This is a genomic window from Streptomyces sp. NPDC007971 (genome assembly GCF_042958635.1).
Classification (GTDB): domain Bacteria; phylum Actinomycetota; class Actinomycetes; order Streptomycetales; family Streptomycetaceae; genus Streptomyces.
Map to the genome: position 1 here is coordinate 176,226 of NZ_JBIBJK010000008.1, position 24,997 is coordinate 201,222.

Annotated in this window: 16 protein-coding genes, 3 tRNA genes and 1 pseudogene; 6 read left to right on the forward strand and 14 right to left on the reverse strand. The window is 72.1% G+C overall.

Annotation, left to right across the window (positions count from 1 at the left end; genetic code table 11):
- The first annotated feature begins 90 nt into the window (after positions 1–90).
- Entirely contained in the window at positions 91–1,128 is a 1,038-nt protein-coding gene (locus ACFZCP_RS18700; RefSeq protein WP_391428142.1) for a rod shape-determining protein, read from the forward strand.
- Between the two features lie 253 nt (positions 1,129–1,381).
- Here the strand turns inward: ACFZCP_RS18700 and ACFZCP_RS18705 are convergent, their stop codons facing one another.
- Complete coding sequence (locus tag ACFZCP_RS18705; RefSeq protein WP_391428143.1) at positions 1,382–2,356, reverse strand: anti-sigma factor RsbA family regulatory protein; 975 nt, start codon at positions 2,354–2,356, stop codon at positions 1,382–1,384.
- A 126-nt stretch (positions 2,357–2,482) separates the two neighbouring features.
- On the opposite strand from ACFZCP_RS18705, the gene ACFZCP_RS18710 reads away from it, so the two are divergent.
- Positions 2,483–3,163 carry an ANTAR domain-containing protein gene (locus ACFZCP_RS18710; RefSeq protein ID WP_391428144.1) on the forward strand — a complete coding sequence of 227 codons (681 nt, stop codon included), beginning with the start codon at positions 2,483–2,485 and terminating at the stop codon, positions 3,161–3,163.
- Between the two features lie 444 nt (positions 3,164–3,607).
- Here the strand turns inward: ACFZCP_RS18710 and ACFZCP_RS18715 are convergent, their stop codons facing one another.
- The 8 genes from ACFZCP_RS18715 to ACFZCP_RS18750 all read right to left on the reverse strand — a co-directional run bounded on the left by ACFZCP_RS18715 (position 3,608) and on the right by ACFZCP_RS18750 (position 11,116).
- Entirely contained in the window at positions 3,608–4,528 is a 921-nt protein-coding gene (locus ACFZCP_RS18715) for a hypothetical protein (protein WP_391428145.1), read from the reverse strand.
- The gene (locus tag ACFZCP_RS18720) at positions 4,525–5,697 is read right to left on the reverse strand and encodes a ferritin-like domain-containing protein (protein WP_391428146.1); all 1,173 of its coding nucleotides are present in this window, start codon (positions 5,695–5,697) and stop codon (positions 4,525–4,527) included. Before ACFZCP_RS18720 ends, ACFZCP_RS18715 begins: the two co-directional genes overlap by 4 nt.
- Positions 5,694–7,631, reverse strand: coding sequence for a GMC oxidoreductase (locus ACFZCP_RS18725; RefSeq protein ID WP_391428147.1), 1,938 nt, complete (start codon positions 7,629–7,631; stop codon positions 5,694–5,696). The genes ACFZCP_RS18720 and ACFZCP_RS18725 overlap by 4 nt, the downstream gene beginning before the upstream one ends.
- 4 nt (positions 7,632–7,635) lie before the next feature.
- Entirely contained in the window at positions 7,636–8,307 is a 672-nt protein-coding gene (locus tag ACFZCP_RS18730) for a hypothetical protein (protein WP_391428148.1), read from the reverse strand.
- Complete coding sequence (locus ACFZCP_RS18735) at positions 8,304–10,043, reverse strand: GMC oxidoreductase (protein ID WP_391428149.1); 1,740 nt, start codon at positions 10,041–10,043, stop codon at positions 8,304–8,306. Before ACFZCP_RS18735 ends, ACFZCP_RS18730 begins: the two co-directional genes overlap by 4 nt.
- Positions 10,044–10,710: 667 nt before the next feature.
- Positions 10,711–10,787: transfer RNA gene (locus tag ACFZCP_RS18740), tRNA-Ile, on the reverse strand.
- A 177-nt stretch (positions 10,788–10,964) separates the two neighbouring features.
- A tRNA-Asn gene (locus tag ACFZCP_RS18745) sits at positions 10,965–11,037 on the reverse strand.
- A gap of 6 nt (positions 11,038–11,043) precedes the next feature.
- A tRNA-Asn gene (locus ACFZCP_RS18750) sits at positions 11,044–11,116 on the reverse strand.
- Between the two features lie 158 nt (positions 11,117–11,274).
- Here ACFZCP_RS18750 and ACFZCP_RS18755 point away from each other — a divergent pair.
- The 4 genes from ACFZCP_RS18755 (at position 11,275) to ACFZCP_RS18770 (ending at position 17,118) form a co-directional block, all read left to right on the forward strand.
- Positions 11,275–11,580: a YtxH domain-containing protein gene (locus ACFZCP_RS18755; RefSeq protein ID WP_391428150.1), complete on the forward strand. Its 306-nt coding sequence runs from the start codon at positions 11,275–11,277 to the stop codon at positions 11,578–11,580.
- 159 nt (positions 11,581–11,739) lie between these two features.
- Positions 11,740–13,197, forward strand: a complete 1,458-nt coding sequence (locus ACFZCP_RS18760) for an FGGY family carbohydrate kinase (protein WP_391428151.1) — start codon at positions 11,740–11,742, stop codon at positions 13,195–13,197.
- A gap of 259 nt (positions 13,198–13,456) precedes the next feature.
- Positions 13,457–15,190, forward strand: a complete 1,734-nt coding sequence (locus tag ACFZCP_RS18765) for an ABC transporter transmembrane domain-containing protein (RefSeq protein ID WP_391428152.1) — start codon at positions 13,457–13,459, stop codon at positions 15,188–15,190.
- Complete coding sequence (locus ACFZCP_RS18770; RefSeq protein WP_391428153.1) at positions 15,190–17,118, forward strand: ABC transporter transmembrane domain-containing protein; 1,929 nt, start codon at positions 15,190–15,192, stop codon at positions 17,116–17,118. Before ACFZCP_RS18765 ends, ACFZCP_RS18770 begins: the two co-directional genes overlap by 1 nt.
- A 236-nt stretch (positions 17,119–17,354) precedes the next feature.
- On the opposite strand, the pseudogene ACFZCP_RS18775 reads toward ACFZCP_RS18770, so the two are convergent.
- The 5 genes and pseudogenes from ACFZCP_RS18775 to ACFZCP_RS18795 all read right to left on the reverse strand — a co-directional run bounded on the left by ACFZCP_RS18775 (position 17,355) and on the right by ACFZCP_RS18795 (position 24,864).
- Positions 17,355–18,690 (reverse strand): annotated as a pseudogene (locus ACFZCP_RS18775) (RNA polymerase sigma factor).
- 447 nt (positions 18,691–19,137) lie between these two features.
- The gene (dnaG, locus tag ACFZCP_RS18780; protein WP_391428154.1) at positions 19,138–21,042 is read right to left on the reverse strand and encodes a DNA primase; all 1,905 of its coding nucleotides are present in this window, start codon (positions 21,040–21,042) and stop codon (positions 19,138–19,140) included.
- Between the two features lie 151 nt (positions 21,043–21,193).
- A complete protein-coding gene (locus ACFZCP_RS18785) occupies positions 21,194–22,459 on the reverse strand; it encodes an FAD-dependent oxidoreductase (RefSeq protein ID WP_362678752.1) in 1,266 nt (421 codons plus the stop codon).
- A 104-nt stretch (positions 22,460–22,563) separates the two neighbouring features.
- The gene (locus ACFZCP_RS18790) at positions 22,564–23,853 is read right to left on the reverse strand and encodes a deoxyguanosinetriphosphate triphosphohydrolase (protein WP_391428155.1); all 1,290 of its coding nucleotides are present in this window, start codon (positions 23,851–23,853) and stop codon (positions 22,564–22,566) included.
- 156 nt (positions 23,854–24,009) lie between these two features.
- Entirely contained in the window at positions 24,010–24,864 is an 855-nt protein-coding gene (locus ACFZCP_RS18795) for a CbiX/SirB N-terminal domain-containing protein (protein ID WP_391428156.1), read from the reverse strand.
- Between the last annotated feature and the right edge of the window lie 133 nt (positions 24,865–24,997).

The window sequence follows — 24,997 nt, forward strand, 5'->3', positions numbered from 1 at the left end:
CCCGCAGGCACGCCGTTGGAATCCCCCGGAGGATCGAAAGAAGCCGCCATCCGGCCCCTTGGCACCGCCCTCTCGGGAGGTTGATTTGCCGTGACCGTCAGTCTGGAGCAGCTGCGCCGCTGCCACTTCGCCGTCGACGTGGGCGCGGCCCGCACCCGGGTGTACGTGAAGGGGGCCGGTCTGGTCGTCGACCAGCCCTCGGTCGCGGCCGTGAACACCCGTACCGGGGCGCTCATAGCGGTGGGTGAGCTCGCGCAGCGGATGACGGGCAAGACGCCGCACTACATCAGGGTCGTACGGCCCATCAGCGGTGGCACGATCGTGGACATCGAGATGGCCCAGCGGATGCTGCGGCACCTGCTCGGCGACAAGGTGCGCCGCTCGCTGCGCCGCAAACCCCGGCTGCGGGCGGCGGCCTGCACCCCGCACGACGCCGATCCGGTGGCCCAGCGGGCGACGGTCGAGACGCTGGTCGGGCTGGGCGCGCGGCGGGTGGAGCTGGTGGACACGCTGATGGCGGCGGCGGTGGGGTGCGGGCTGCCCGTGGAACGGGCCGAAGCGACCATGATCATGGTGTGCGGGGCGGCGGCCACGCAGGTGGCCGTGTTCTCCCTCGGGTACATCGTCACCGCCGTGCGGATACCGGTCGGCGGGGAGGCCGTCGAGCACGCGATCGTGCAGCATCTGCGGCAGAAGCACGCGCTGATGCTGCCCAGCCAGTCGGTACGGCCGCTGCAGCTCGCGCTGTCCGTGAACGGGCTCGCCCCGCACGGGCCGACCGCGACGGTGATCCAGGGGCTGGACGTGGCCACCGGGCTCGCCCGCAGTGTGCGGGTGAACACGGCCGCCATGCGCGATGCCATGCAGACGCCGCTGACGTCGGTCCTCGACGGTATCGGCAAGGTGCTCAGGGAGTGCCCGCCCGATCTGGTGGCCGATCTCGCCGACCGCGGCATCGTGATGGTCGGTGGCTCCGCCCTGCTTCCGGGCCTGGACGAGATGCTGCGCGAGGCGACCGGTGTGCCGGTGTGCATCGCGGAGCGGCCCGACGTGTGCGCCGTGCAGGGCCTGGGCGCCATGCTGGAGGGCCGGGTCTCACCACTGATCCTCGAACGGCTGGCAGCCTGAGGCGGGAAGCGCCCAAGGGCCGGCCGCCAGGAGCGGAAGGCGTCCAACAGCCGGCCGCCGGGAACGGAAGACGTCGAACGGCCGGCCGCCGGGAGCGGGAGGCGTCTGTCTGCCGGCCGCCCGAGGCGGGACGGGGCCGGCGGGGCGGTGTCAGTGGGGCGGCGCCGGCGCGGCGGTGTCGGTGGGGCGGCGCCGGCGGGGCGGCGCCGGTGGGGCGGTGTCGCGGCGCGCGTCGTTGCGCGGGCGCGGGGCTTCACCGGGCCAGGTAGATGCGGACGGTCGTGCCGTCCCGTCCGGCGTGTGTGCGCACCAGGTCGGCCACGAGGTTGACGATCAGCAGGCCGCGTCCGCCGCGCTGGTCACGGGAAGCGGGGCGGCGGCCCGCCAGCGGGTCGGTCAGGCGGCCCCGGTCGCGGACCTGGCACACGACGTACCCGCCTTCGGCCCACACGGTGAGTGCGCCCGTCCCGCCGCCGTGCACCACGCTGTTGGTGGTCAGCTCGGAGGTGATCAGGGTCAGGTCCTCCAGGCGCAGGCCGCTCAGGCCGAGCCGGGCGCCGTGCTCGGTGGCGAGGTTCCGGACGGCGGAGAGGGAGTCGGCGCCGAAGGCGAGGGCGAGCACACCGGGGCCGGTGCCGGGGGCGGGCGGCAGCGGCTCGTTGTAGCGGGCGACGACGTCCTCGGGGGCGTAGGCCCGGCTGGGGCGGTGCGTGGCGGCGCCGGGAGGGATGACGGCCGGGTGGGTGGCGTGGGCGTCGGCGAGCGCCCGTGCGTCGAGGCGGACGGTGTCGTAGGGGCACAGGATGGTGACCCGGCGGCCCTGGAACGCGGCGTTGATCAGCGCCTCGTGCTGGGCGCAGGCGGGGTACTCGGCGGCGGTGCGGCCCGCCCAGACGGGCTCGCCGACGATGTGGACCCGCAGGCCGGGCGGCTGGGCGTCGGCGAAGGCGTGCAGCACCCCGGGGAGGATCCGGCCGGGGTTGCGTCCGGCCTCGCGCATGTCCACGAACCGTACGGCGTCGGCTTCCGCGCCCAGCGCGTTTCGGATCAGCCGCAGGTTCTCGCCGGGGACGGCGACCGCGACCGGCTCCCCGGCGTCCAGTGCGCCACGGACGAAGGGCACCGTGCCCGCCAGGTACTGCAGGGCGTCCGCGTAGAAGAGGGCGGGGTGGACGAAGGGCTGTGCCGGTCCGGCGGTCGGGGGTCGGGCCGGTCTCGGGACACTCACATCGTCTCCCAGTTTCGCAGGAACACGGGTGCCCAGTATGCGCCTTGGCTCTGCCGCGCCGGGTGTAGGCCCGGGTGCCGAGGGCAGGCGAAAGGCGAACCACAAGGACCCGGGCAGGGGGGAGACATGAGCTCAGCGGCACGAGCACCGCACGCCGGGCGGCTGGACGCGCTGGTCGTCGGCTGCCGGACCGAGGAGGGCCGCGCTCTCCTCGCCGCGCACGGGGAGCTGGTCCTCGGCTGTACGGACACGCTGGCCGCGGCCCTGGCCGCCGTGCCGGCGGGCGTCCGCCGGGTCGAACTGGACGTGACGGGCGTGTCGTTCATGGACACGGCAGGCCTGGAGTGCCTGGACGTGCTGAGCGAGTACGGGCGGCGGCACGGCGTGCCGGTCGCGGCCAGGGGCTGGCGGGGCCAGCCGCTCCGGATCCTGGAACTGGTGGGCCTGACCGCCGAGGATCCGCTGTGTGCGCCGCCCGCCGGGCCGCCCGTCCCCGTCGCCTCCCCGGTGGCCCGCGAGCGGGCGGAGCAACTGCACGGGCTGCGTGTGGAGATCGAGCAGCTGCGCCACGCGATCGTCTCCCGCCCGGTGATCGACCAGGCGCGCGGCATCCTGATGGCCGCGCACGCCTGCAGTGCCGAACAGGCGTGGGACATCCTGCGGGAGACCTCCCAGCGGTCCAACACCAAACTGCGCGAGGTGGCGGTGGCGGTCACCGCGAGCACGGCGCCGGACGGCCCCGTGCTGCCCGTGAACCTCCGTGCGGCACTGCGCGCGGCGGTGGCCCGCCATGTCCACGGCGGGTGATCAGTACGGCAGGATGCGCCCCGAGGGCGTCCTGCGGTCGATCTCCTGCCCGCGCGGGGCGGCGGGCCGACGACTGACACGTACCCGGATACGACGGTCCATGACGTCCTCCTCCTGCCGGCACCGCCCGGTGGCGGCTCCTTGTAGGAGGTGCGTGCCCCGGACACGGCATGTCCAAGCCAGGTCGGGCCCAAGTCGTTCATCGATTCGCGCTGTTGACGACACGGGAGGAAGGCCCTGCCGGCCGCCCGTCAGCGGGACGAGGGCCGGGCAGGGACAGGCCGGGCGATGGGGCGAGGGCAGGGACGGGCCGAGCCGGGCGACGGGGCGACGGCCGGGCAAGGGCGGGCCGGGCGGCGGGCCCGGTGCGGCGGTGGGGCGAGCCCACGGTCGCACCGGGTCGTTCCGTGGTCGTTGCGGTGTCCCGCCGCCGGCGCTAGGGGCTCAGGCCGTCGGGACCCAGTAGGGCCGGTTCTGGGCCGCCACCGGCGGCGACTGGAAGACCCAGGCGCCGGCCGGGCTCCGGCCCTCGATCAGGTCAAGGAAGGGTTTGCTGCGGCCCTGTTGGGGATCGGCCCCGCCCACGGTCAGCCCGACCGGGTCCGAGCCGTCGCTCAGGTCGTACCAGGCGTACGGCGCGAAGACGTTGAGCGGCGCCGCGAGCGGGCGGTGGTGCGGGCCGGGTCCGTGCTCGTCCACCCGCCGGCTGCCGTACTCGGTGAACGGTGCCGCGCTGACCGGCCGGGCGGACAGGCCGCCGAGGTCGGCCTCGAAGGAGAAGTAGGTGTCGGCCGGGGTGAAGGAGCCGTCGGCCGCCGCCGTGCCGTACTTCCCGCAGACCACCTTCCACCGGTCGGCCGCCTTCGGGTCGGCGGTGGTGGCGTTGGGCACCGGAAGGGTGTGCTGGAATCCGGCCTTGTGCTTGGGCTCGTTGAACAGCCGCACGCCCGCCGTGATGGCACCGTCGTTGTCGCACGCCACGTGGATGCGGCAGAACCCGAGGGTGCGGGTCTGGTCCTCGCCGTGCGCGTACTGGGGGTACGTGAGCCTCGGGACCCGGGCGGCCTCGGCGGTGGGATGGGCGACGACGTTGAGTTCGATCTCCTGTGTGACGGCCGCCTGGCCGCCGAACTGGGCGAAGTAGAGCTGGTAGTTGAACGACAGGCACACGCTGCCCTCGAACACGGCGGGCGACAGGTGCCTGCCCGCCGGGTCCTCGCGGAGCAGGGCGGCCACCGCCCGCCTCGCGTCCGGGTCGTGCAGCAGGTAGTCGAAGCCGATGTTGGTGAAGGCGCCGTAGAAGAAGGGCAGGGTGAAACCCTCGGGGAGGGGCGGGAGTTCGTGGCCGGCCGGCTGCTCGCTCATCGCGTGGACTCCTCGGCGGTCAGGGCGCGGTGCGCCCGGATGGCTGCGGCGGCCTCGGTGTGCGCCGCCTCGAAGTACTCCTCCACGAGTTCGAAGGTGGGAGCGGCGTGCAGACCCCGCGCCGCCAGGTCGGGGTCGGGGTAGGGGTTGCGGTACAGCCGCTCGGAGAGGTCGCGCAGTTCCAGCATCACCGGGACCGCGTACCGCATGGCGAGCGGGGAGCCGGTGAAGGCCAGCTCCAGCAGGGTGAGCAGGTAGGCGTAGCGCTCGTTGAAGGCCTGGGCGTGCCGGCGGACCTGGGACCCGGCCGGGTAGTCCCGCACCTTCGCCGCCCCGTGGATGGCGTACGCGTCGTCCCAGGTGACGTCGATGAGGGGGCCGCTGGGCTCGGTGCGCGGCAGGTCGTACCTGCCGTAGCGGCGGCCCACCCGGATCTCCTTGAAGCGGAAGTAGTGGGCGACCTGGCGGTCCTCGCCGAAGACGGTGTCGTCGCTGTCCCAGATGGTGTCGTCGACGCCCTCGCCCTGGTCGCTGATCACCTCGACGGCCAGCAGCGCGCTCCTGAGGTCGGTGACGGGGAACACCTCCCCGCCCGAGTTGTAGAAGTCCTCGGGTCCCACCTGGCGTTCCGGGGACCCGGTGAAGATGGTGCGGCCCGGCGCCCTGCCCTCCTCGTGGTCGCGCTGCTGTTGTCTCTCCAGCTGGATCAGGGCCTGCCGGATGAGGTCGTAGAACTGCCCGATGGACGTCCAGCCGGTCTGCCCGGGCCGGGTGGGCACGAACGAGCGGGGGCGCTCGATGAGCATGAAGGTGTCCAGCGCCTGGGGCGAGAAGTGCTGGAGCGGGATCTTCGGCAGGCTCGGGTCGCTGAAGGGCAGTGGTGCGGGGTATCCGGCGACGAACCGCGGGTGGGCGACGTCCGGGGTGCCGCCGACCGCGTTGAGCAGGTTCGCGGCGAGCGTGAGGTGCAGCATCTCCTCCAGCAGGACGCTGCGGACGGTGTCGTGGGCCTGGCGGTTGGTGCCCGGCCTGATGGTGTACATCCCGGTCATGTAGACGGGGATCGTGAGGTGTTCGACCTCCAAGGCCGCCTGGAGGAACGTGCGGAGTTCGGCGACGGTCGCCGGCGGCCGGGGGCCGCCCTCGGAGAGCGCGTAGGCGGTGATCATCGGGTGCCCTCCGTCGCCAGGGTGACGGGCTGGTGCAGCTCGGCCAGGTCGCGGTGGATCCGCTCGGCGCTGCGCAGGGCGAGTGCGGCCATGGTGAGTGTGGGGTTGCTGGTGCCGATGGAGGGCATGCTGCCGCAGCCCACGGCGTAGAGGTTGGGGTGGTCGTGGGTGCGCTGGTAGGAGTCGACCACGGAGGAGGCCGGCCGGGATCCCATGATGTGCGTGCCCGCGCCGTGCCCGGCCCCGTGGTACGACAGGTCCAGCTCCTCGCCGCCCGGTTCGACCTGGTGCCTGAAGTGACCGAGAGGGGCGACGCCGTCGATCGGGCCGTGCTGGGTGAAGTCCTCCGCGCCGAGCGCCGCGAAGATCAGCTGGGAGACCTTGCGCGCGGCGAACACCCCGTCCCTGACCCGTTTGTCGAGGTCGTAGTGGAGGACGGGTTGGGGGTTGCCCACGCCGTCGCGGTGTCTTTGCGGATCGATGGTGACGCGGTTGGCGGGGTCGGCGTGCTGCTCCACGGCGATCTGCAGCTGTACCTGGCGGTTGATCTCGTCGCCCAGCCGGTGGCGCAGCTCCGGGCCGAAGACGCCCGCGTCCTTGATCTCCCCGTCGGCGTCGCCGCCGAGCCCCAGCATCGCCGCGACGTTGCTGAAGGGGGCGCCGGTCGCCCAGCCCCAGCCCCAGTTGCCGATCTCGATGCGGAACGGGGCGCGCCGGCCGCGTCCGGTGCCGAACCGGAAGCATTCCAGGCCGGAGGTGTGCCCGGGGCCGCGGAACGGTCCGACGGGCTCGCCCTCGGGCATCCTGGCCCAGGCCAGCGTGGTCGGATGGTCCATGAGGTGGCATCCGACGTAGCCGCTGCTGTTGGCCATGTGGGAGGCGAGCAGCAGCACCGCGTTCTCGATGGCGTGCGCCGCCAGGACGACGACGTCCGCCTCGGCGGTGTACGGGGTGCTCACGGGGGTGGCGGGATCGCCGTACTCGCGGAACTCCACCCCGCGCACGGTGTTGCCGCGTCCCGGCAGGACCCGGCTGACCACGCAGCGCGTGGCGAGATGGACCGAGTCGGTGAAGTCCCGCTGGAGCCTGAGCGGTGAGGACTTGGCCTGCACCGGGCAGATGGGGGTGCAGCTGGAGTTGCCCACGCACCGCTCACCGAAGTTGGGCAGTCCGACGGCTCCGCGCGGGCGGTAGCCGCGGCCGCCCGCGAAGAGCGGGTTGGGGGTGCTGTTGCGGCCCTGCGGCAGCCCGTACACCTTGAGCGTGTAGTCGACGCCGGCCACGACGTCCCGTACGGCCGAGCCGTCGAGCCTTTCCTGGAACATCCAGTCCTGGTGGCTCTGGGGGATCTCCTCCATCGGGTAGGCGTAGTCGGCGTCCGGGACGACCCCGAGGTGCCACTGGGCCCGCGCGTCGCCGGCGCAGCCGATGAGCCGCTCGGCCTCGCGGACGTGGCGCTCCAGCTCGGCGGCGGTCAGGGGCCAGTTGCGCCCGTAGCGGTAGTGGTCGCGGGTGGCGTAGTCCTCCGGGTGCATCCGCGGTGTCGCGCCCAGCCAGTGCATCGCGGCGCCGCCGAGCGCGCGGACGTAGTCGGTGCCGTACGGCAGCGGGCCGGTCTGTACGAAGTGTCCGGTGGCGGTGTAGCCGGGCGGGGCGGCGCTGGGGTGCAGGTCGAGGACGTCGGGGAACGGGGCGGCGGCGTTGGGCCGGTAGGCGGCGTTGGGCACCTTGATCACCGCGCCGGAGAAGGTGTCGACGGAGTCCTGGTAGCCGGCCCAGGTGTCGGTGCCGCCGTTGCCGGCCTCCAGGACGAGGACCCGCCAGCCCTGGGTGCCGAGGTGCCGGGCGAGCAGGCTGCCGGCCCAGCCGCTGCCGACGACGATGACGTCGTAGCGGCGGCCGTCGACGGCGGAACCCGTTGTGGTCACGGTCATCGCTTCACTCACTCGCTTCCTCGGGTTCCGCATCCGGCGGCGGGGCGGCGGCCGGAACGGCGGACGGGGCCAGGGCACGAAAGGCGCGCGGCCCGGGCAGCAGATGGGCGGGGACGCTGCCGGAGGTCACCTGCGCGGGGTATGCGGCCGGGGCGCAGGCGGTCTGCACCGACGGGTCCTCGGCGGCGGCCTGCAGTTCCTCGCGGATCTCCTGCTCGGTCGGCAGGTCCGGGGGCTTGAGCGCCCAGGTGCCGAAGCCGGGTGGCTTGGCTCCGGACGGGTGCCCGGCGAAGGAGCGCCAGACGAGTCCTTCGGGGTAACTGCCGGGCGAGGCGACGGTCTCGGTGTTGGGCACCTCGCGGCGCAGCGCCGCGTGGGCGGCCGGGGCGAGCCGGGGCCAGCCGCCGGTGTACCAGAGGTAGGTCAGGGCGCGGGCGATCTCCCGGTCGAGCGGCGAGAGGCTCTGCGGTCCCCCGGGGGTTCCCAGGGCCTGCTGCCAGACGTCGAGGAAAGCGGTCAGGTGGCCTGCGCCGAGCTGACGGCGTGCGGTGTCGAGGTAGAGCTGTGCCATGCCGGTGCCGTACAGGTCGTAGGTGGCGAACCCGGTGAGGGGCATCGACAGTTCGACGAAGCGGCGCAGTTCGGGGTCGGCCGGGATGGTGTCGTCGGTGGTCATGCCCACCCCTTCGTCCAGCGGTCGAGCAGGTGGTCGGCGAGTCGCTGGGCCATGGCGACCGCGGCCAGGGTCGGGTTCCAGGAACCGGAGGTGGGGAACGTCGCCGCGCCGCCCACGTACACGTTGGAGACCTGGTGCAGGCGGCAGTCGGTGGTGGTCACCGACCCGTCGGGGCTCTCTCCCAGCCACAGGGTCCCGGACTCGTGGACCAGGGCGTCCTTGAGCCGGCCGGGGGGAATCCGCGGCTCCCACGCCCCGGGCCTGCCGTCCTCGGCGGGGTGCCAGTACTCGATCTGCGAGGCGCTCAGACCGCCGGCGAGGATCTCCCGGACGACCTGCTGGGCCTGCTGGTCCATGGTCGCGCGGAGCCTGAGGTCCCTCTCGCCGGGCCTGAGGGCGAGCACGGTGTCGCCCCGGTCGGTGCAAACCCGGCTGCCGTCGGCGTCCTTGGGGCCGCTGCGCCATTCGCCGAGGCAGTGGACGAGGAAGCCGATGTGGTCGCGGCCGCTGAGCTGTTGGAGGAACTCCTGGTCGAAGGAGTCGGGGATCAGGCGGTAGAGGTCCGGGACGGCGGTGTCGGGCGACGGGTTGGAGGCACCCATCAGATGGATGTGGAAGTCGCGCGCCTCCTGCGGCCCGCCGTCCCCCTCGACCCGGCCACGCAGGTACATGCACGCCACCTGCAGCCCCTTGTCCTCCAGTCCCGGCCAGGCCGCGCGCGGCACCCGGGCGGAGAACCAGGAGGCCACGTGTCCGCCCAGGTTGGTGCCGGCGAACGGCGGCAGGACGTCGGCGAAGGAGTCGAGCAGCAGCCCGGTGGGCTCGACGATGCCGTTGGCCAGCACCAGGGCGGTGCGTGGTCCCAGCCTGAGCACTCCCTGGGTGGTGGAGATCTCGGTCGCCCGGCACCCGGGCCCCGCCGCGCCGTCGGCCGGTGCGTCGTGCCGGATCTCCAGCACCTCGCACCCGGTGACGACGTCCACCTGCCGGGGGAACGACTCGGTGAGCTCGATCAGTACGGGAACGGGGCTGAACTTGCGGTAGCCGAGCGAGGAGGTGGTCGCCCGCGAGGCGAGCGGCACCTCCAGGTCCGGGGCCTGGATCCCGGCCGGGAAATGCCCGATGCCGCCGAGCTTCGCCTGGAGCCGTTCCCGCAGCCTTGGCTGGAACACCGTGAACTGTTCACCCATATGACGGGGATGGACGGCACCCAGGAACCGGTCGGCCGAATCCCAGTAGAGCCCGAGGGAATCCTTGACCGATTTCGGCCAGCCGCTCATTTGCTCATCGCTCGGCCGGGGAATCCAGGTGCTCCAGAATTGCGCGCGGCCGCCCAGATAAGGGATCTGCGGTGCGAGATCGAATGTCGTGCCGGCGGCGCGGCGCCACGGCCGGGCGACGGCGTCCTTCATCAGACGCTGATATCGGGGATGAAGATTCTGCACGTGTTCGGGAAGAAGGAAACTTCCCTTTTCGAGCACGAGCACCCGCAGGGCCGCGCTCTGCGTCCGCTGCATCAGTCGGTCGAGGACGGCGGCGCCGACCGCGCCGCCCCCGACGATCACGATGTCGTGGTCGGCCGCGCGGACCTGCTCCAGGGTCCTGCAGTAGTGCGCGGCGACCGGGTCCCGGTCGGCGGGTAAGGGCGGGACCACCGCGTGTGGCGCGTCACCGACGTCGAGCAGGGTCCTGCCGTCCGCGCTCACCGGTGGCGGGTCGGAATCGGAACCTGGCATGGGCGTACCTCCCCTATGGCACTGTCGCTTGCCGGAGGATTCTGCGCGCCCGGCAATCACCCGGCAATGCCTGTGGACAAGGCATGATCGATTCGGCGGAACGTCCCACCGTAGTCCACGCCCTGCAAGGAAACGCTTTTCCACGGAAGCCCCACGGACGCCCATTCATCTGGCATATTCACCGGTGTGGGTGAAACGCCGAACGCGCGAGCACCCACATTCATCCGAACGTGAGCCGGGCGCCGTGCATGAACGCACCGGAAAGAGAGCAGCCCGCCGGAGGAAGTACGCCATCGATTCCTTCGCCCGTCGCGCACCGGCTCATCGCATTGCGGCGGCGCCGGCAACGCGCGGCTCGCGCAGCCGCATTCGCACACCCGGAAGGAAAAGTTCCACGAGAAGCACCCGGAGTACGCGTCCCGTCGACGGATACGACGACGGACGACGGGCAGTGCGACAGGAACAGGCACTACGACGGATACCGGGCCGGCGGGACGGGCCGCGCTGCCGACGGAACCACCGCCGTCGCTGCCGAAGTGGGGACGTCCGCTTCCCTGCCGCCGCGGCTCTTCCTGGTCCCGGCGGGTGAACGGTGGCCGCCACTGCGGCGTGGCGACCATCGTCCTGGCGTCACCGCACGTCACATCGTTTCTGCGGCTGCAGTGCCTGGTGGGGCGGGTGGGACTCGAACCCACGGCCGACGGATTATGAGTCCGCTGCTCTAACCGGCTGAGCTACCGCCCCATCGCGGCGTGTCGCGTACAAGTGTGCGCGCCGTCTGCCGCAGCATAGCCGCTCATACGATCTCCTGCTTCGGATGGTCGGCTTCTGCGCTGCTTCCTGACCTTGAGGACTTCGCAGCACCCGCGATGGTTCCCGCGAACATGAAAAAGGACCCCGGAGGGGTCCTCGATCAGTGCGCTCCCCCGACTGGACTCGAACCAGTAACCTGCCGGTTAACAGCCGGCTGCTCTGCCAATTGAGCTACGGAGGATCGAAGCTCCCCCGACTGGACTCGAACCAGTAACCTGCCGGTTAACAGCCGGCTGCTCTGCCAATTGAGCTACGGAGGATCGCTTCGTTGCATCGAACGTAGCTACCTGGGTATTCGCCAGGGGGCGGGCGCTCGCTGCGACACATACATTAGCGCAAGCAGGGGGGTGCTCCGCCAATCGGTACTCCCCGGCCCCGACGCCGCGCCGGAAACCTACGCAAGGGAAGGGTGGCATCCATGCGCTACCGGCTCACATTCGTCGCCGGACTGGCCCTGGGTTACGTACTGGGCACGCGGGCCGGACGCGAGCGCTACGAGCAGCTGAAGAAGTCCGCCCGCCGGATCGCCCAGAACCCTGCCGTCCGCAACACCGCCGAGACGGCCGCCCAGCAGGGCCGCGTCTACGCCGGCAAGGCCTTCCACACGGTCAGCGACCGGGTCGGCGAGCGGGTCCCGGCATCCGTCGCCGACCGGGTCCGCTCCCTGAGGGAGCGCACCATCAACGGCACGGAAGAGGACGACTGGGGCACGAGCAACACGTGAGCGGTTCCTTCCCGGCACGGGACAGAGTCACCCCCTGAGGGGCACGGGGACCGTGCGACCAGCCACGACGGACCCGCACCCGCCCGCTGACGGGCACCCCCCACGGCGAGAAGGCGCCCACGGCAGAAGCAAGCGCCGCGATGCGGCAGAATTTTGGCCATGGGGATAGTCGCCGGGTTGGACAGCTCGCCCGATTTCACGCGCATCGTGGTCTGTGACGCGGACACGGGTGCCGTGCTCCGCCAGGGGTACGCCCCGCATCCGGTCGACGCGCCGGAAGGCGGCAGCGGACGGCCCAGTGACGTGGACCCGCAGGCCTGGCTGCTGTCCCTGGGCGAGGCCGCGGGGGGCGGCCTGCTGGAGCGTGTGCAGGCCATCGGCGTCTCCGCACAGCAGAACGCACTGATCCCGCTGGACGCACAGGGCAACACCGTGCGTCCGGCGCTGGTCGGCGGTGACAAGCGGGCGCAGGTCGCGGCGGCCGACCTGGTCGACGCGCTCGGCGGCAGGGAGGCCTGGGCGCAGGCGGTCGGCTCCGTTCCGCAGGCCGCGCAGCCCGTGACCAAGCTGCGCTGGCTCGCGAAGAGCGAACCGGAGAACGCGCTGCGCACGGCCGCGCTGCTGCAGGCCCACGACTGGCTGGTGTGGCAGCTGCTCGGGCGCCCCGTGCGCAGGACCACCGACCGCGGCGGCGCCTCCGGCACCGGGTACTGGTCCGCCGCCACCGGCGGCTACCGGCCCGACCTGGTCGAGCTGGCGCTCGGCCACCAGGCGATGCTGCCCGAGGTGATCGGCCCCTCGGACGCGGCCGGTACGACCCCGGAGGGGCTGCTGATCTCCGCCGGGACCGGCGAGACCATGGCCGCCGCGTTCGGGCTCGGGATAGGGCTGGGGGACGCCGTCGTCTCGCTCGGGGCCTCCGGCTCCGTGATGGCCGTGCATCCGGAGGCGCTCGCCGACCAGTCCGGGATGATCACCTCGCTCGCCGACGCCACCGGCATGCACCTGCCGGTCGTCACCACCCTCAACGCCGTACGCACCCTGCGCGGCACCGCCGAACTCCTCGGGCTGCCGGACCTGGAGAGCCTGTCCGACCTGGCGATGAAGTCGACGCCGGGGTCCCACGGGCTGGTGTTCCTCCCCTATCTGGAGGGAGAGCGGACGCCGCATCTGCCGCACACCGCGGGGACGCTCGCCGGGCTGCGGCGCGAGTCGATGAAGCCGGAGCATCTGGCGCGGGCCGCGTTCGAGGGCATGCTGTGCGGACTCGCCGACGCGCTGGACGTGCTGCGCGGGCGGGGCGTGGACGTGCGGCGGGTCTTCCTGCTCGGCCAGGCCGCCGAGCTGTCGGCCGTGCAGTCCGCGGCGCCCTCGCTGTTCGGTGCGCAGGTCGTCGTGCCGCAGCCCGCGGACTACGCGGCGATCGGCGCGGCCCGTCAGGCCGCCTGGGCGCTCGGTGTGTCGCAGGGCACACTCGACCCGCGCACCCCGCCGGCCTGGCAGGGCGCGGCCGCGCAGATTCTGGACCCGGGTGACGAACTTGCCGTCGGTCAGGCCGTGCGGCAGCAGTTCGCCTCCGTGCGGGAGCAGACCCACCCCGGCGCGTTCCGCCCCTGAAGCCCGCTCCGTTCAGCTCCTGAGCACCCCCGCCGTCCAGCTCCTGAGCACCCCCGCCGTCCAGCCCCCTGAAGACACCCGCCGTACCGCCCCCGGAGCCCGCTCCGTTCACTTCCTGACCGCCCCCGACCTCCCTGGTCGACGGGGTGCGGGGTTCATCGGTCGGGTTAATGGGTTGAGGTAACACCGGTGGAGTGTCGGACGATAGGGGCCAAGGGCACACCGACGAGCCCTCACCGCCGACTCCGAGAGACGTAGCGTGCTCATACGACTTCTGCGGACCTATCTCAGGCCCTACAAGAAACCCATAGCCGTCCTGGTGCTGCTGCAGTTCCTGCAGACCTGCGCCACGCTGTACCTGCCCACCCTGAACGCGCACATCATCGACAAGGGCGTCGTGAAGGGTGACACGGGTTACATCCTGTCCTTCGGTGGCCTGATGATCGGCATCTCGCTGGCGCAGGTCGTGTGCAACATCGGCGCCGTGTACTACGGCGCCCGGACCGCCTCGGCGCTCGGCCGGGACATGCGCGCCGCGGTCTTCGACCGCGTGCAGTCCTTCTCCGCCCGTGAGGTGGGGCACTTCGGAGCGCCGTCGCTCATCACCCGTACGACGAACGACGTCCAGCAGGTCCAGATGCTGGTCCTGATGACGTTCACCCTGATGGTGTCGGCGCCCATCATGTGCGTCGGCGGCATCGTGCTCGCGCTCGGCCTGGACGTTCCGCTGTCCGGGGTCCTCGTCGCCGTCGTCCCGGTGCTCGGTATCTCCGTGACGCTGATCGTGCGCCGGCTGCGGCCGCTGTTCCGGTCCATGCAGGTCCGCCTCGACACGGTCAACCGGGTGCTGCGCGAGCAGATCACCGGCAACCGGGTGATCCGCGCCTTCGTCCGCGACGAGTACGAGCAGGGCCGATTCGGGAAGGCGAACGGTGATCTGACCGAGATGCAGCTGGCCACCGGCCGGATGCTCGCCCTGATGTTCCCGATCGTGATGACGACGGTGAACGTGTCGTCGATCGCGGTGGTCTGGTTCGGCGCACACCGCATCAACAGCGGCGGGATGCAGATCGGTGACCTGACCGCGTTCCTCGCCTATCTGATGCAGATCGTCATGTCCGTGATGATGGCCACCTTCATGTTCATGATGGTGCCGCGCGCGGAGGTCTGCGCCGAGCGCATCCAGGAGGTCATGGGGACCGACTCCAGCGTGGTCCCGCCGCTCGCACCGGTCGTCGAACTGCCCCGGCACGGTCATCTGGAGATCCGGGGCGCCGGCTTCCGCTATCCGGGTGCCGAGGAGCCGGTGCTGAAGTCCATCGACGTGGTGGCCCGGCCGGGCGAGACGACCGCCGTGATCGGCTCCACCGGCAGCGGCAAGTCGACACTGCTGGGGCTGGTCCCGCGGCTGTTCGACGCCACCGAGGGCGAGGTGCTGGTCGACGGCGTGGACGTCCAGGAGGTCGAGCCCCTGCTGCTCGCGAAGACGGTCGGGCTCGTGCCGCAGAAGCCGTACCTGTTCGCGGGCACGGTCGCGACCAACCTGCGCTACGGCAATCCGGACGCCACCGACGAGGAGTTGTGGCACGCTCTGGAGGTGGCGCAGGCCAAGGACTTCGTGCAGAAGCTGGAGGGCGGGCTGAACGCGCCGATCGCGCAGGGCGGCACGAACGTCTCCGGCGGCCAGCGGCAGCGGCTCGCCATCGCCCGCACACTGGTCCAGCGTCCGGAGATCTACCTCTTCGACGACTCCTTCTCCGCCCTCGACTACGCCACCGACGCGGCCCTGCGCAGCGCGCTCGCCCGCGAGACCGCCGACGCCACCGTGGTGATCGTCGCCCAGCGGGTGGCGACCATCCGCGACGCCGACCGCATCATCGTCCTGGACGAGGGCCGGGTGGTGGGCTCCGGCGGGCATCACGAGCTGATGACGACCAATGAGACCTACCGGGAGATCGTGCTCTCCCAGCTGACGGAAGCGGAGGCCGCCTGATGGCCGGGCCCATGGGACGCATGATGGCCGGGGGCGGCCCCGACCAGCGCTCGATGGACTTCAAGGCGTCGGGCAAGCGGCTCGTCGCCCAGTTCAAACCGGAACGGATCACCCTCTACGGCCTGCTGCTGTGCGTGGTCGTCAGCGTGGCCCTGAGCGTGATCGGCCCGAAGATCCTCGGCAGGGCCACCGACCTGATCTTCGCAGGCATCATCGGCAAGCAGATGCCGGCCGGGGCCACCAAGGCGCAGGTGCTCCAGTCGATGCGCGACCACGGCCGGGGCCGGATCGCGGACATGCTGCAGAGCACCGACTTCACCCCCGGCCAGGGCATCGACTTCGATGCCGTCGGGAACGTGCTGCTGCTCGCGCTCGGCACCTTCCTGGTCGCCGGTCTGCTGATGGCGGTCGCCACCCGGCTGACCAACCGGGCCGTGAACCGCACGATGTACCGGCTGCGCGAGGACGTGCAGGGGAAGCTGTCGCGGCTGCCGCTGTCCTACTTCGACAAGAGCCGGCGCGGCGAGGTGCTCTCCCGGGCCACCAACGACATCGACAACATCGGGCAGACGCTCCAGCAGTCGATGGGCCAGCTGATCAACTCGGTGCTGACCATCATCGGCGTGCTCGTGATGATGTTCTGGGTGTCCTGGCTGCTGGCGCTGGTCGCGCTGGTGACCGTGCCGCTGTCGTTCGTCGTCGCCACCCGGATCGGCAAGCGGTCGCAGCCGCACTTCGTGCAGCAGTGGCGCTCCACCGGCAAGCTGAACGCGCACGTCGAGGAGATGTACACCGGGCACACCCTGGTGAAGGTGTTCGGCCGGCAGGAGGAGTCCGCCCAGCAGTTCGCCGAGCAGAACGAGGCGCTGTACGAGGCCGCGTTCAAGGCGCAGTTCAACAGCGGTGTGATGCAGCCGCTGATGATGTTCGTGTCGAACCTGAACTATGTGCTGGTCGCCGTGGTCGGCGGTCTGCGGGTCGCGTCGGGCGCGCTGTCCATCGGTGACGTCCAGGCCTTCATCCAGTACTCGCGGCAGTTCTCGATGCCGCTGACGCAGGTCGCGTCGATGGCGAACCTGGTGCAGTCGGGTGTCGCCTCGGCCGAGCGGATCTTCGAACTCCTGGACGCGGAGGAGCAGGAGGCTGATCCGGTGCCGGGCGAGCGGCCGGCCGAGCTGCGCGGGCGGGTGGCGCTGGAGGGCGTGACCTTCCGGTACGACCCCGAGAAGCCGCTGATCGAGGACCTGTCGCTGAAGGTCGAACCCGGCCACACGGTCGCGATCGTCGGCCCGACCGGGGCGGGCAAGACCACCCTGGTCAACCTGCTGATGCGGTTCTACGACGTGTCCGGCGGGCGCATCACCCTCGACGGCGTGGACATCCGGAAGATGTCCCGGGACGAACTGCGCGCCGGGATCGGCATGGTGCTCCAGGACACCTGGCTGTTCGGCGGCACCATCGCGGAGAACATCGCGTACGGCGCCGCGCGCGAGGTCACCCGGGGCGAGATCGAGGAGGCGGCGCGGGCGGCTCACGCCGACCGGTTCGTCCGCACCCTCCCCGAGGGCTACGACACCGTCATCGACGACGAGGGCACGGGCGTCAGCGCGGGTGAGAAGCAGCTCATCACCATCGCGCGGGCGTTCCTGTCCGACCCGGTGATCCTGGTGCTCGACGAGGCGACCAGCTCCGTCGACACCCGCACCGAGGTGCTGATCCAGAAGGCGATGGCCAAACTCGCCCACGGGCGGACGTCGTTCGTCATCGCGCACCGGCTCTCCACCATCCGGGACGCGGACACGATCCTGGTGATGGAGAACGGCTCGATCGTCGAACAGGGCGCACACGCGGAACTGCTGGCCGGCGACGGGGCGTATGCCCGGCTGTACAAGGCGCAGTTCGCGCAGGCAGTGGCCGAGGTGGACTGAGCGGCTGCCAAGAACCGGCGCGGGCGGGAACTTCCTCGCCCGCGCCGACAGCCTTCCCCGCACCCGAAGGGCCGCGGGGAACACACAACCACCCACAACCACACCGCCCACAGGACGGCACCCCCCAGGGGCGCGGGGAACTGCGCGACGAGCCCCCACGCACCCGCACCCGCACCCCGCACCCCGCACCCGGCGACGGACCGCGAGGCGGCGGTGTCACCCGGGGCGGCGCCGGATCAGTCCAGGTATCCGCGCAGCTGGTCCGCGAAGGCGTGGTCCCTGAGTTTGTTCAGGGTCTTGGACTCGATCTGCCGTATCCGCTCCCGCGTCACGCCGAACAGGCGCCCGATCTCCTCCAGGGTGCGAGGACGCCCGTCGGCCAGCCCGTACCGAAGCTGGACGACCTTGCGCTCACGCTCGCCGAGCGTGGACAGCACGGCCTCCAGGTGCTGCCTGAGCAGCAGGAACGCGGCCGACTCGACGGGACTCGCGGCGTCGCCGTCCTCGATGAGGTCACCGAGGGCCACGTCGTCCTCCTCGCCGACCGGGGCGTGCAGGGACACCGGCTCCTGGGCGAGCCGCAGCACCTCGCAGACGCGCTCGGGCGGCAGTTCGAGGTGGGCGGCGACCTCCTCGGGCGTCGGCTCGTACCCGCGTTCCTGGAGCATGCGGCGCTGGACGCGCACGACCCGGTTGATGAGTTCGACGACGTGCACGGGAACGCGGATGGTGCGCGCCTGGTCGGCCAGGGCGCGGGACATGGCCTGCCGGATCCACCAGGTGGCGTAGGTGGAGAACTTGTAGCCGCGGGCGTAGTCGAACTTCTCCACCGCCCTGATGAGCCCGAGGTTGCCCTCCTGGACCAGGTCGAGCATGGTCAGGCCCCGGCCGACGTACCGCTTGGCGACGGACACGACGAGCCGCAGGTTGGCCTCGATCAGGCGGCGCTTGGCCATCCGGCCCATGACGACGAGCCGGTCCAGGTCGAGCGCGAGCTGGCTGTCCAGGTCCGCGGCGGTGCTCAGCCTCTCCTCGGCGAAGAGCCCGGCTTCGACCCGGCGGGCCAGTTCGACCTCCTCGGCCGCGGTGAGCAGCGGGATGCGCCCGATCTCGCGCAGGTACTGGCGGAACAGGTCCGAGGACGGGCCGCCGGTTTCGGCCCGGGCGGCGGGCGGGACCTCGGCGGGCTCGGCGGGCTCCTCCGGCGCGCCGGCCTCGTCCGGTTCCTCCGTGAGCGCCCCGGCGGGCGGGTCCGGTTCGCCGGCCGCCTCGGGGTGTGCCGCCGGGGTCCCTGCCGCGGTCGCGTCCGGGACGGCCTCCTGGGCCGTCTCCGGGTGGCGGCGGGCACGGCTCTGCGGCGGCACGGCCGTGAGGACGTCGCTCTCGGCGTCCGCCTCGTCGGCGGTGGTGCCGGTGTTGCTGTCGGTCTGGGCGAGGGTCTGGGTCTGCACGGGGGCGACCTCCAGGATGATCGCTGCTCAAGGTGTGCGGCAGCGGTACTTCGGGGGCGGAGAGTCGACGGCCTGCGCTCCGAGGACTCGGGCACCGCCCCCAGTGTGGAGTAAGACACATCCCCGCCACGAGGGGCGTGCGGTGACTTTTTGCATCCGGTCCGTGACCCGCTGGTGACCGGGCCGGGGATCACGCGCCGGAGAGCCGGGGATCACCCGCCGGAGAACCGGGATCACCTGCACGGTGCCGGAAATCACGCACCCGGAGGGCCGGGGACGCGCGCAGGGAGGACCGGGGACACGCGCCCGGAGGGACGCGGCGGCCGACGAGCTCCACCGTCACGGAGGGCCACGGCGGCAGAGGAGACCTGCCGTCGCGGAGAGCCGCGGTGGGCGGCGAGCCCCGCCGACAGGGAGAGCCGCGGTGGGCGGCGAGCCCCGCCGACAGGGAGAGCCGCGGTGGGCGGCGAGCCCCGCCGTCACGGAGAGCCGCGGTGGGCGGCGAGATCCGCTATCGCCGACGGCCGCGGGGACGGCGAGCCCCGCCGTCGGCGGCGCCCGGGACGCCCTACAGCGCTTCCGCGCCCCGTACCCGCAGCGCCTGGTCGTACTGCTGCAGGACCCACATCTCGTTCTGCACGGCGGCCAGCTGGGCGGGGTCGCCGCCGGTGGACAGGCGGGTCAGCTGGGACTGGATGTCATGGATACGGCGCTCCACGGCGCGGCGGCGGATCTGCACCAGGACCGTGCCGGCGTAGGTCTCGTCCACGGTGCGGCGCATGATCGGCTCGACGGCCAGCTCGGTGACCATCGCGCGGACGGTGTCGTCGGGCGCGGCCTCGCGGACGCGGACCAGGTACTCCTGCGCGTCCTGGACGCCGTACTCGGCGCCGCCCGCCTCCGCGATCGCCTGGCGTACGGCGGCGTAGGGAGGGGCGGTGAACTCGTCCACGCCGTAGGCGTCGACCGCCGGGGAGACCAGGTCGGGCCGCTGGAGGGCGAGTTTGAGGAGTTCGCGTTCGGCGGCGAAGACGGGGTTGCGCAGGGTGAGGGCCGGGCCGGAGGGGGCGGTGCGGGGGCCGGACCCCCACTGCTGCTGGGGGGTGCCGGGCTGCTGCGGGCCGCCCTTGCCGCCGCGGTCGCGGGCCCAGCGGGCCAGCTGGGCCACCCGCTTGACCACGAACTGGGTGTCGAGGATGCCGAGCATGCCGGCCAGCTCGACGGCGACCTCGTGCTGGGCGCCGCTGTTCTTGATGCGGGCGACGATCGGCGCGGCCTCGTCCAGGGCGGCGGCGCGGCCCGCGGGGGTGTCCAGGTCGTAGCGGGCGACGATCTGGCGCAGCGCGAACTCGAAGAGCGGGGTGCGGGGTTCGACCAGGTCGGCGACCGCCTCGTCGCCCTTGGCCAGGCGCAGCTCGCAGGGGTCCATGCCGTCCGGGGCGATGGCGATGTACGTCTCGGCGGCGAACTTCTGGTCGTCCTCGAAGGCGCGCAGGGCCGCCTTCTGGCCGGCCGCGTCACCGTCGAAGGTGAAGATCACGCGGGCCGAGCCGTTGTCCATGAGGAGACGGCGCAGGATCCTGATGTGCTCGCCGCCGAAGGCCGTACCGCAGGTGGCGATGGCCGTGGTGACACCGGCGAGGTGGCAGGCCATGACGTCCGTGTAGCCCTCGACGACGACGGCCCTGCTGCTCTTGGCGATGTGCTGCTTGGCGAGGTCGATGCCGTAGAGGACCTGGCTCTTCTTGTAGATCGCCGTCTCGGGCGTGTTCAGGTACTTCGGGCCGTTGTCCGACTCGTAGAGCTTGCGGGCGCCGAAGCCGACGACGTCGCCGCCGATGTCCCGGATGGGCCACATCAGACGGCCCCGGAACCGGTCGATCGGGCCCCGGCGGCCCTCCTGGGAGAGCCCGGAGAGGATCAGCTCCTTGTCGGTGAAACCCTTGCCGCGCAGATAGCGGGTGAGGTGGTCCCAGCCCTGGGGGCTGTAGCCGACGCCGAAGTGGACGGCGGCGGCCTGGTCGAAGCCGCGCTCGGCGAGGAAGAGCCGGCCGGTCTCGGCTTCGGGGCCGGTGGCGAGCTGCTCGGCGTACCACTGGGCGGCGGTCTTGTGCGCCTCGACCAGGCGGATGCGCTCGCCGCGCTGGTGGGCCGGGTTGTACCCGCCCTCCTCGTAGCGCAGGGTGATGCCGGCCTGGGCGGCCAGCCGCTCGACCACCTCCGAGAAGGAGAGGTGGTCCACCTTCATGACGAAGGTGATGGTGTCGCCGCCCTCCTGGCAGCCGAAGCAGTGGAAGAGTCCCTTGCTCGGGCTGACCTGGAAGGACGGCGACTTCTCGTCGTGGAAGGGGCACAGCCCCTTGAGATTGCCGCCACCGGCGTTGCGCAGCTGGAGGTACTCGGAGACCACGGCGTCGATCGGAACCGCGTCCCGAACCGCCTTCACGTCCTCGTCGTTGATCCGTCCTGCCACGAGGTGATTCTACGGGGGCGGACCGACACACCAGGGGCACGTGCGGCGCCCGGCAGGTGCGCGGGGCCGTATGCGCCGTGCCGCTCCGCCGCGCGGGCGCGACCGGCGACGGACCACCCCGCGCCCGCGAAACGCCGGACGGAGCAGGCGCCTAGGCGGTCAGCGACTCCAGCGGCACATGGGGATCGCCCAGCGCCTCCAGATCCACCGGCGCCGCGGAGCGGATCAGTCGCTGGATCGGCTCTGTGACATCCCACACGTTCACGTTCATCCCGGCCAGCACCCTCCCCTCCTTCACCCAGAACGCGATGAACTCCCGCTTGCCCGCGTCCCCCCGGATGACCACCTCGTCGTAGGACCCCGGCGGTGCCCAGCCGCTGTACTCCATCCCGAGGTCGTACTGGTCGGTGAAGAAGTACGGCACCCGGTCGTAGGTCACGTCCTGGCCGAGCATCGCGCGGGCGGCGGCCGGGCCGCCGTTCAGGGCGTTGGCCCAGTGCTCCACCCGGAGCCTGGTGCCGAAGAGGGCGTGCGGGAAGGCGGCGACATCACCGGCCGCGTGGATGTCGGGGTCGGACGTCCGCAGCCGCTCGTCCACCACGACGCCGCCGCCCTGCGCCGGGTCGGCCAGCTCCAGCCCGGCCGCTTTCGCCAGGCCCGTGCGCGGTACGGCGCCGATCGCCGCGAGGACGTCGTGGGCCGGGTGCTCCTCGCCGTCGTCGGTGCGGGCCGCGAGGACCATGCCGTCCTGGCCGACGATCTCGGTGAGCTGCACGCCGAAGCGGAAGCGGACGCCGTGGGCGCGGTGCAGCTCGGCGAAGACGTTGCCCAGCTCGGGCCCGAGGACGCTGTGCAGCGGGGTCGGCGCCCTCGTGATGACGGTGACCTCGGCGCCGTAGGTGCGGGCCGCCGCCGCGACCTCCAGGCCGATCCAGCCGGCGCCCGCGATCACGAGATGGCCGTTGTCCCGGCCGAGCGCGGTGAGGACGCCCTTGAGCCGCTCGGCGTGGGCGAGGCGGCGCAGGTGGTGCACGCCCGCGAGGTCGGTGCCGGGGATGTCCAGACGGCGGGGCTCCGCTCCGGTGGCCAGAAGCAGCTTGTCGTACCGGACGAGGGTGCCGTCGTCCCCGAAGCGCACGGTCTTCGCGGCCCGGTCGATGCGGTCGACGGTCTGGCCGAGGTGCAGCTCGATGTCGTTCTGCGCGTACCAGGCGGGCTCGTGCACGAAGACGCTGTCGCGCTCCTTCTTGCCGAGCAGATAGCCCTTGGACAGCGGCGGGCGCTCATAGGGGTGGTCGCGTTCGTCGCAGATCAGTATCACCCGGCCGCTGAAGCCCTCCGCACGGAGCGTCTCGGCCGCCTTCGCGCCGGCGAGACCGCCTCCGACGATGACGAATGTCTGATCCGCGTCGACCACTTGATGCCTCCTCGTAAGGGTGTCGCCACAAGCGAGCGTCCCGCACGCAACGTGCTGCGGGAAGAGGGAGTGACCCGATCAGGCCACCCGGGGTCACTTTCCCTTCACATATGCCCCGTCAATCTCGCGTGCAGCGAGCGGGCGGAGGCGTCGGTCAGCGAGGCGATCTGGTCGACGATCACCCGCTTGCGCGCGTGGTCGTCGGATGCCGCGTCGAACAGCGCCCGAAACTGCGGTTCCAGGCCGTCGGGCGCGCGGGCGGTGAGCGCCTGGGCCAGTTCTGCCACGATCACCCGCTGGTCGGCGCGCAGCCGCTCCTGCTCGGCGCGCTGCATGACGTACCGGTCGGCGACCGCCTTGAGCACCGCGCACTCCAGGCGGGTCTCGTGGGGTACGACGAGTTCGGCGCCGTAACGGGTGAGCCGGCCGCTGCCGTACGCGGCGCGGGTGGCGCCCTCGGCGGCCAGACAGAACCGGCCGATGAGCTGGCTGGTGGCGTCCTTGAGGCGGGCCTGGGCGACCGCCGTGCCGTCGTAGCCGTGCGGCCACCACTCCTGGTCCTGGAGGCGGTCGAGAGCGGCGGCCAGTTCGGCCGGGTCGGTGCCGGCGGGGACGTATCTGTCGAGGGCCACTTCGAACACCGCCTGCCGCTCGGGTTCGGCGTGCAGGCAGTTGGGGTCGATGTGGCCGGCGTGCAGGCCGTCCTCGACGTCGTGCACCGAGTAGGCCACGTCGTCCGACCAGTCCATGACCTGGGCCTCGAAGCAGGTCCGGGTGCCGGGGGCGGTCGCGCGGACCCAGTCGAACACCGGGCGGTCGTCCTCGTAGGCACCGAACTTCCGGGACGCCGGGTCGCTGGGGTGGGCACCGCGCGGCCAGGGGTACTTGGTCGCGGCGTCCAGGGCGGCGCGGGTGAGGTTGAGCCCGACGGAGCCCTCGGGGGTGAAACGCTTGGGCTCGATGCGGGTGAGGAGTCTGAGGGACTGGGCGTTGCCCTCGAATCCGCCGCAGTCGTCGGCGAATTCGTTCAGCGCGTGCTCGCCGTTGTGGCCGAAGGGCGGGTGGCCGAGGTCGTGCGAGAGGCAGGCCGCCTCGACCAGGTCGGGGTCGCAGCCGAGGGCCGCGCCCAACTCCCGGCCGACCTGGGCGCACTCCAGGGAGTGGGTCAGGCGGGTGCGGGGACTCGCGTCCCATGCCTGGCTGCGGGTCCCCGGGGTGACCACCTGGGTCTTGCCGGCGAGGCGGCGCAGTGCCGCGCTGTGCAGGATGCGGGCGCGGTCGCGCTGGAAGGCGGTGCGGCCGGGGCGTTTGTCGGGTTCGGGCGCCCAGCGTTCGACCGACGTCGGGTCGTAGGCCGTTTCGGGTGCGGTGCCGGTACCTGCGGTGCCTTCCATGATTCGACAGTAAGCGTCGGCAGTGACATTCGGGGAGCGGCGGTGCCCCCGGTCGTCCGCCGGGATCGCCTGAGTGGCGGGTGCGGGTGCGGGTGCGCCGTGGCTTGTCGGGCCCGCGCGGCGGAGCCGCACATCGCATGCAGCCCCGCGCCCCTTTCAGGCGGCTGCCGTGGACCGGGTCGTCAGGCTCTGGTCGTAGCGGTGCAGGATCAGGCGGGCCATCGCCTCGTGGGCTCCCAGGGGGGCGGAGGCGATCCAGGGGGCCTGGTTCGCGCACTGGGTCGCGAAGCGGCCCGGGGCCGTGAAGTACGAAGCCACCGCGACTCGGTGGCGGCCCCTCGCCGCCAGGGTGTGCAGGGCCTCCGGGACCGTCGGACCCGCCGCCGAGGCGAAGGCGGGGACGACCTCGACGCCCAGGCGCGTGGCCAGGAGGCGGGCCGTGCGGTGGGTGTCCGTGGCCGAGTCGGGGTCCCGGGAGCCCGCTGCCGCGAGGACGACCGCGCTGGTGCGGCGGGTGGTGCCGTCCATGGCCAGGGGCCAGCCGGACTCGGTCAGGCGGGCGTGCAGGGCCTGGGCGAGGAGCGGGTGCGGGCCGAGCGGGGCGGCCACGCGGGTGCGGGCGGGCGAGGCCGCGGCCATCTCGGGGATGTCCTGCTTGACGTGGTACCCGCGGCCGAGCAGCAGCGGGACGAGGACGGCGGGGGTGTGGCCGAGGGCCGTGAGGGTGTCGGGGAGCAGGGGCTCGTTCAGCTCGATGTGGCCCAGGTGGAGGGCAAGGCCGGGGCGCAGCTGCCCTACCCGGTCCGTGAGGGCCCGGACGGTGTCCAGCGCGCGCGGGTCGCGGCTGCCGTGGGCGACCAGGACGAGGGCGGGCGGGGCCGGGCGGCGGCGGCCGGTGGGCGAGACGAGGCGGAGGCGGCCGGCGAGCCGGCTGCTGATGTCGTTCATGAGCTGCGCCGTGCTGTCGAGGGGGATGAGGGGCTCGTCGCGAGGAGGGTTCGGCGCCGTCATGGAAAGATCCTGCCGGTGGCAGGTTGCGCCGTCGTTGCGGGCCCGTCACGGGTATTTTCCGTGGGTTCACGTCGCACAGATGCACGATGTGAGGCGAACCGGATCGCGGCCACCGGCGTCCTCCAGGACTGGA

Excerpts from the sequence above, each read along its gene's own strand:
- ACFZCP_RS18755 (WP_391428150.1), top strand. The coding sequence starts at position 11,275 with ATGCGCTACCGGCTCACATTCGTCGCCGGACTGGCCCTGGGTTACGTA.
- ACFZCP_RS18720 (WP_391428146.1), bottom strand. The coding sequence starts at position 5,697 with ATGATCACCGCCTACGCGCTCTCCGAGGGCGGCCCCCGGCCGCCGGCG.
- ACFZCP_RS18710 (WP_391428144.1), top strand. The coding sequence starts at position 2,483 with ATGAGCTCAGCGGCACGAGCACCGCACGCCGGGCGGCTGGACGCGCTG.
- ACFZCP_RS18770 (WP_391428153.1), top strand. The coding sequence starts at position 15,190 with ATGGCCGGGCCCATGGGACGCATGATGGCCGGGGGCGGCCCCGACCAG.
- ACFZCP_RS18725 (WP_391428147.1), bottom strand. The coding sequence starts at position 7,631 with ATGACCGTGACCACAACGGGTTCCGCCGTCGACGGCCGCCGCTACGAC.
- ACFZCP_RS18790 (WP_391428155.1), bottom strand. The coding sequence starts at position 23,853 with ATGGAAGGCACCGCAGGTACCGGCACCGCACCCGAAACGGCCTACGAC.
- ACFZCP_RS18735 (WP_391428149.1), bottom strand. The coding sequence starts at position 10,043 with ATGCCAGGTTCCGATTCCGACCCGCCACCGGTGAGCGCGGACGGCAGG.
- ACFZCP_RS18795 (WP_391428156.1), bottom strand. The coding sequence starts at position 24,864 with ATGACGGCGCCGAACCCTCCTCGCGACGAGCCCCTCATCCCCCTCGAC.
- ACFZCP_RS18760 (WP_391428151.1), top strand. The coding sequence starts at position 11,740 with ATGGGGATAGTCGCCGGGTTGGACAGCTCGCCCGATTTCACGCGCATC.
- ACFZCP_RS18715 (WP_391428145.1), bottom strand. The coding sequence starts at position 4,528 with ATGAGCGAGCAGCCGGCCGGCCACGAACTCCCGCCCCTCCCCGAGGGT.
- ACFZCP_RS18730 (WP_391428148.1), bottom strand. The coding sequence starts at position 8,307 with ATGACCACCGACGACACCATCCCGGCCGACCCCGAACTGCGCCGCTTC.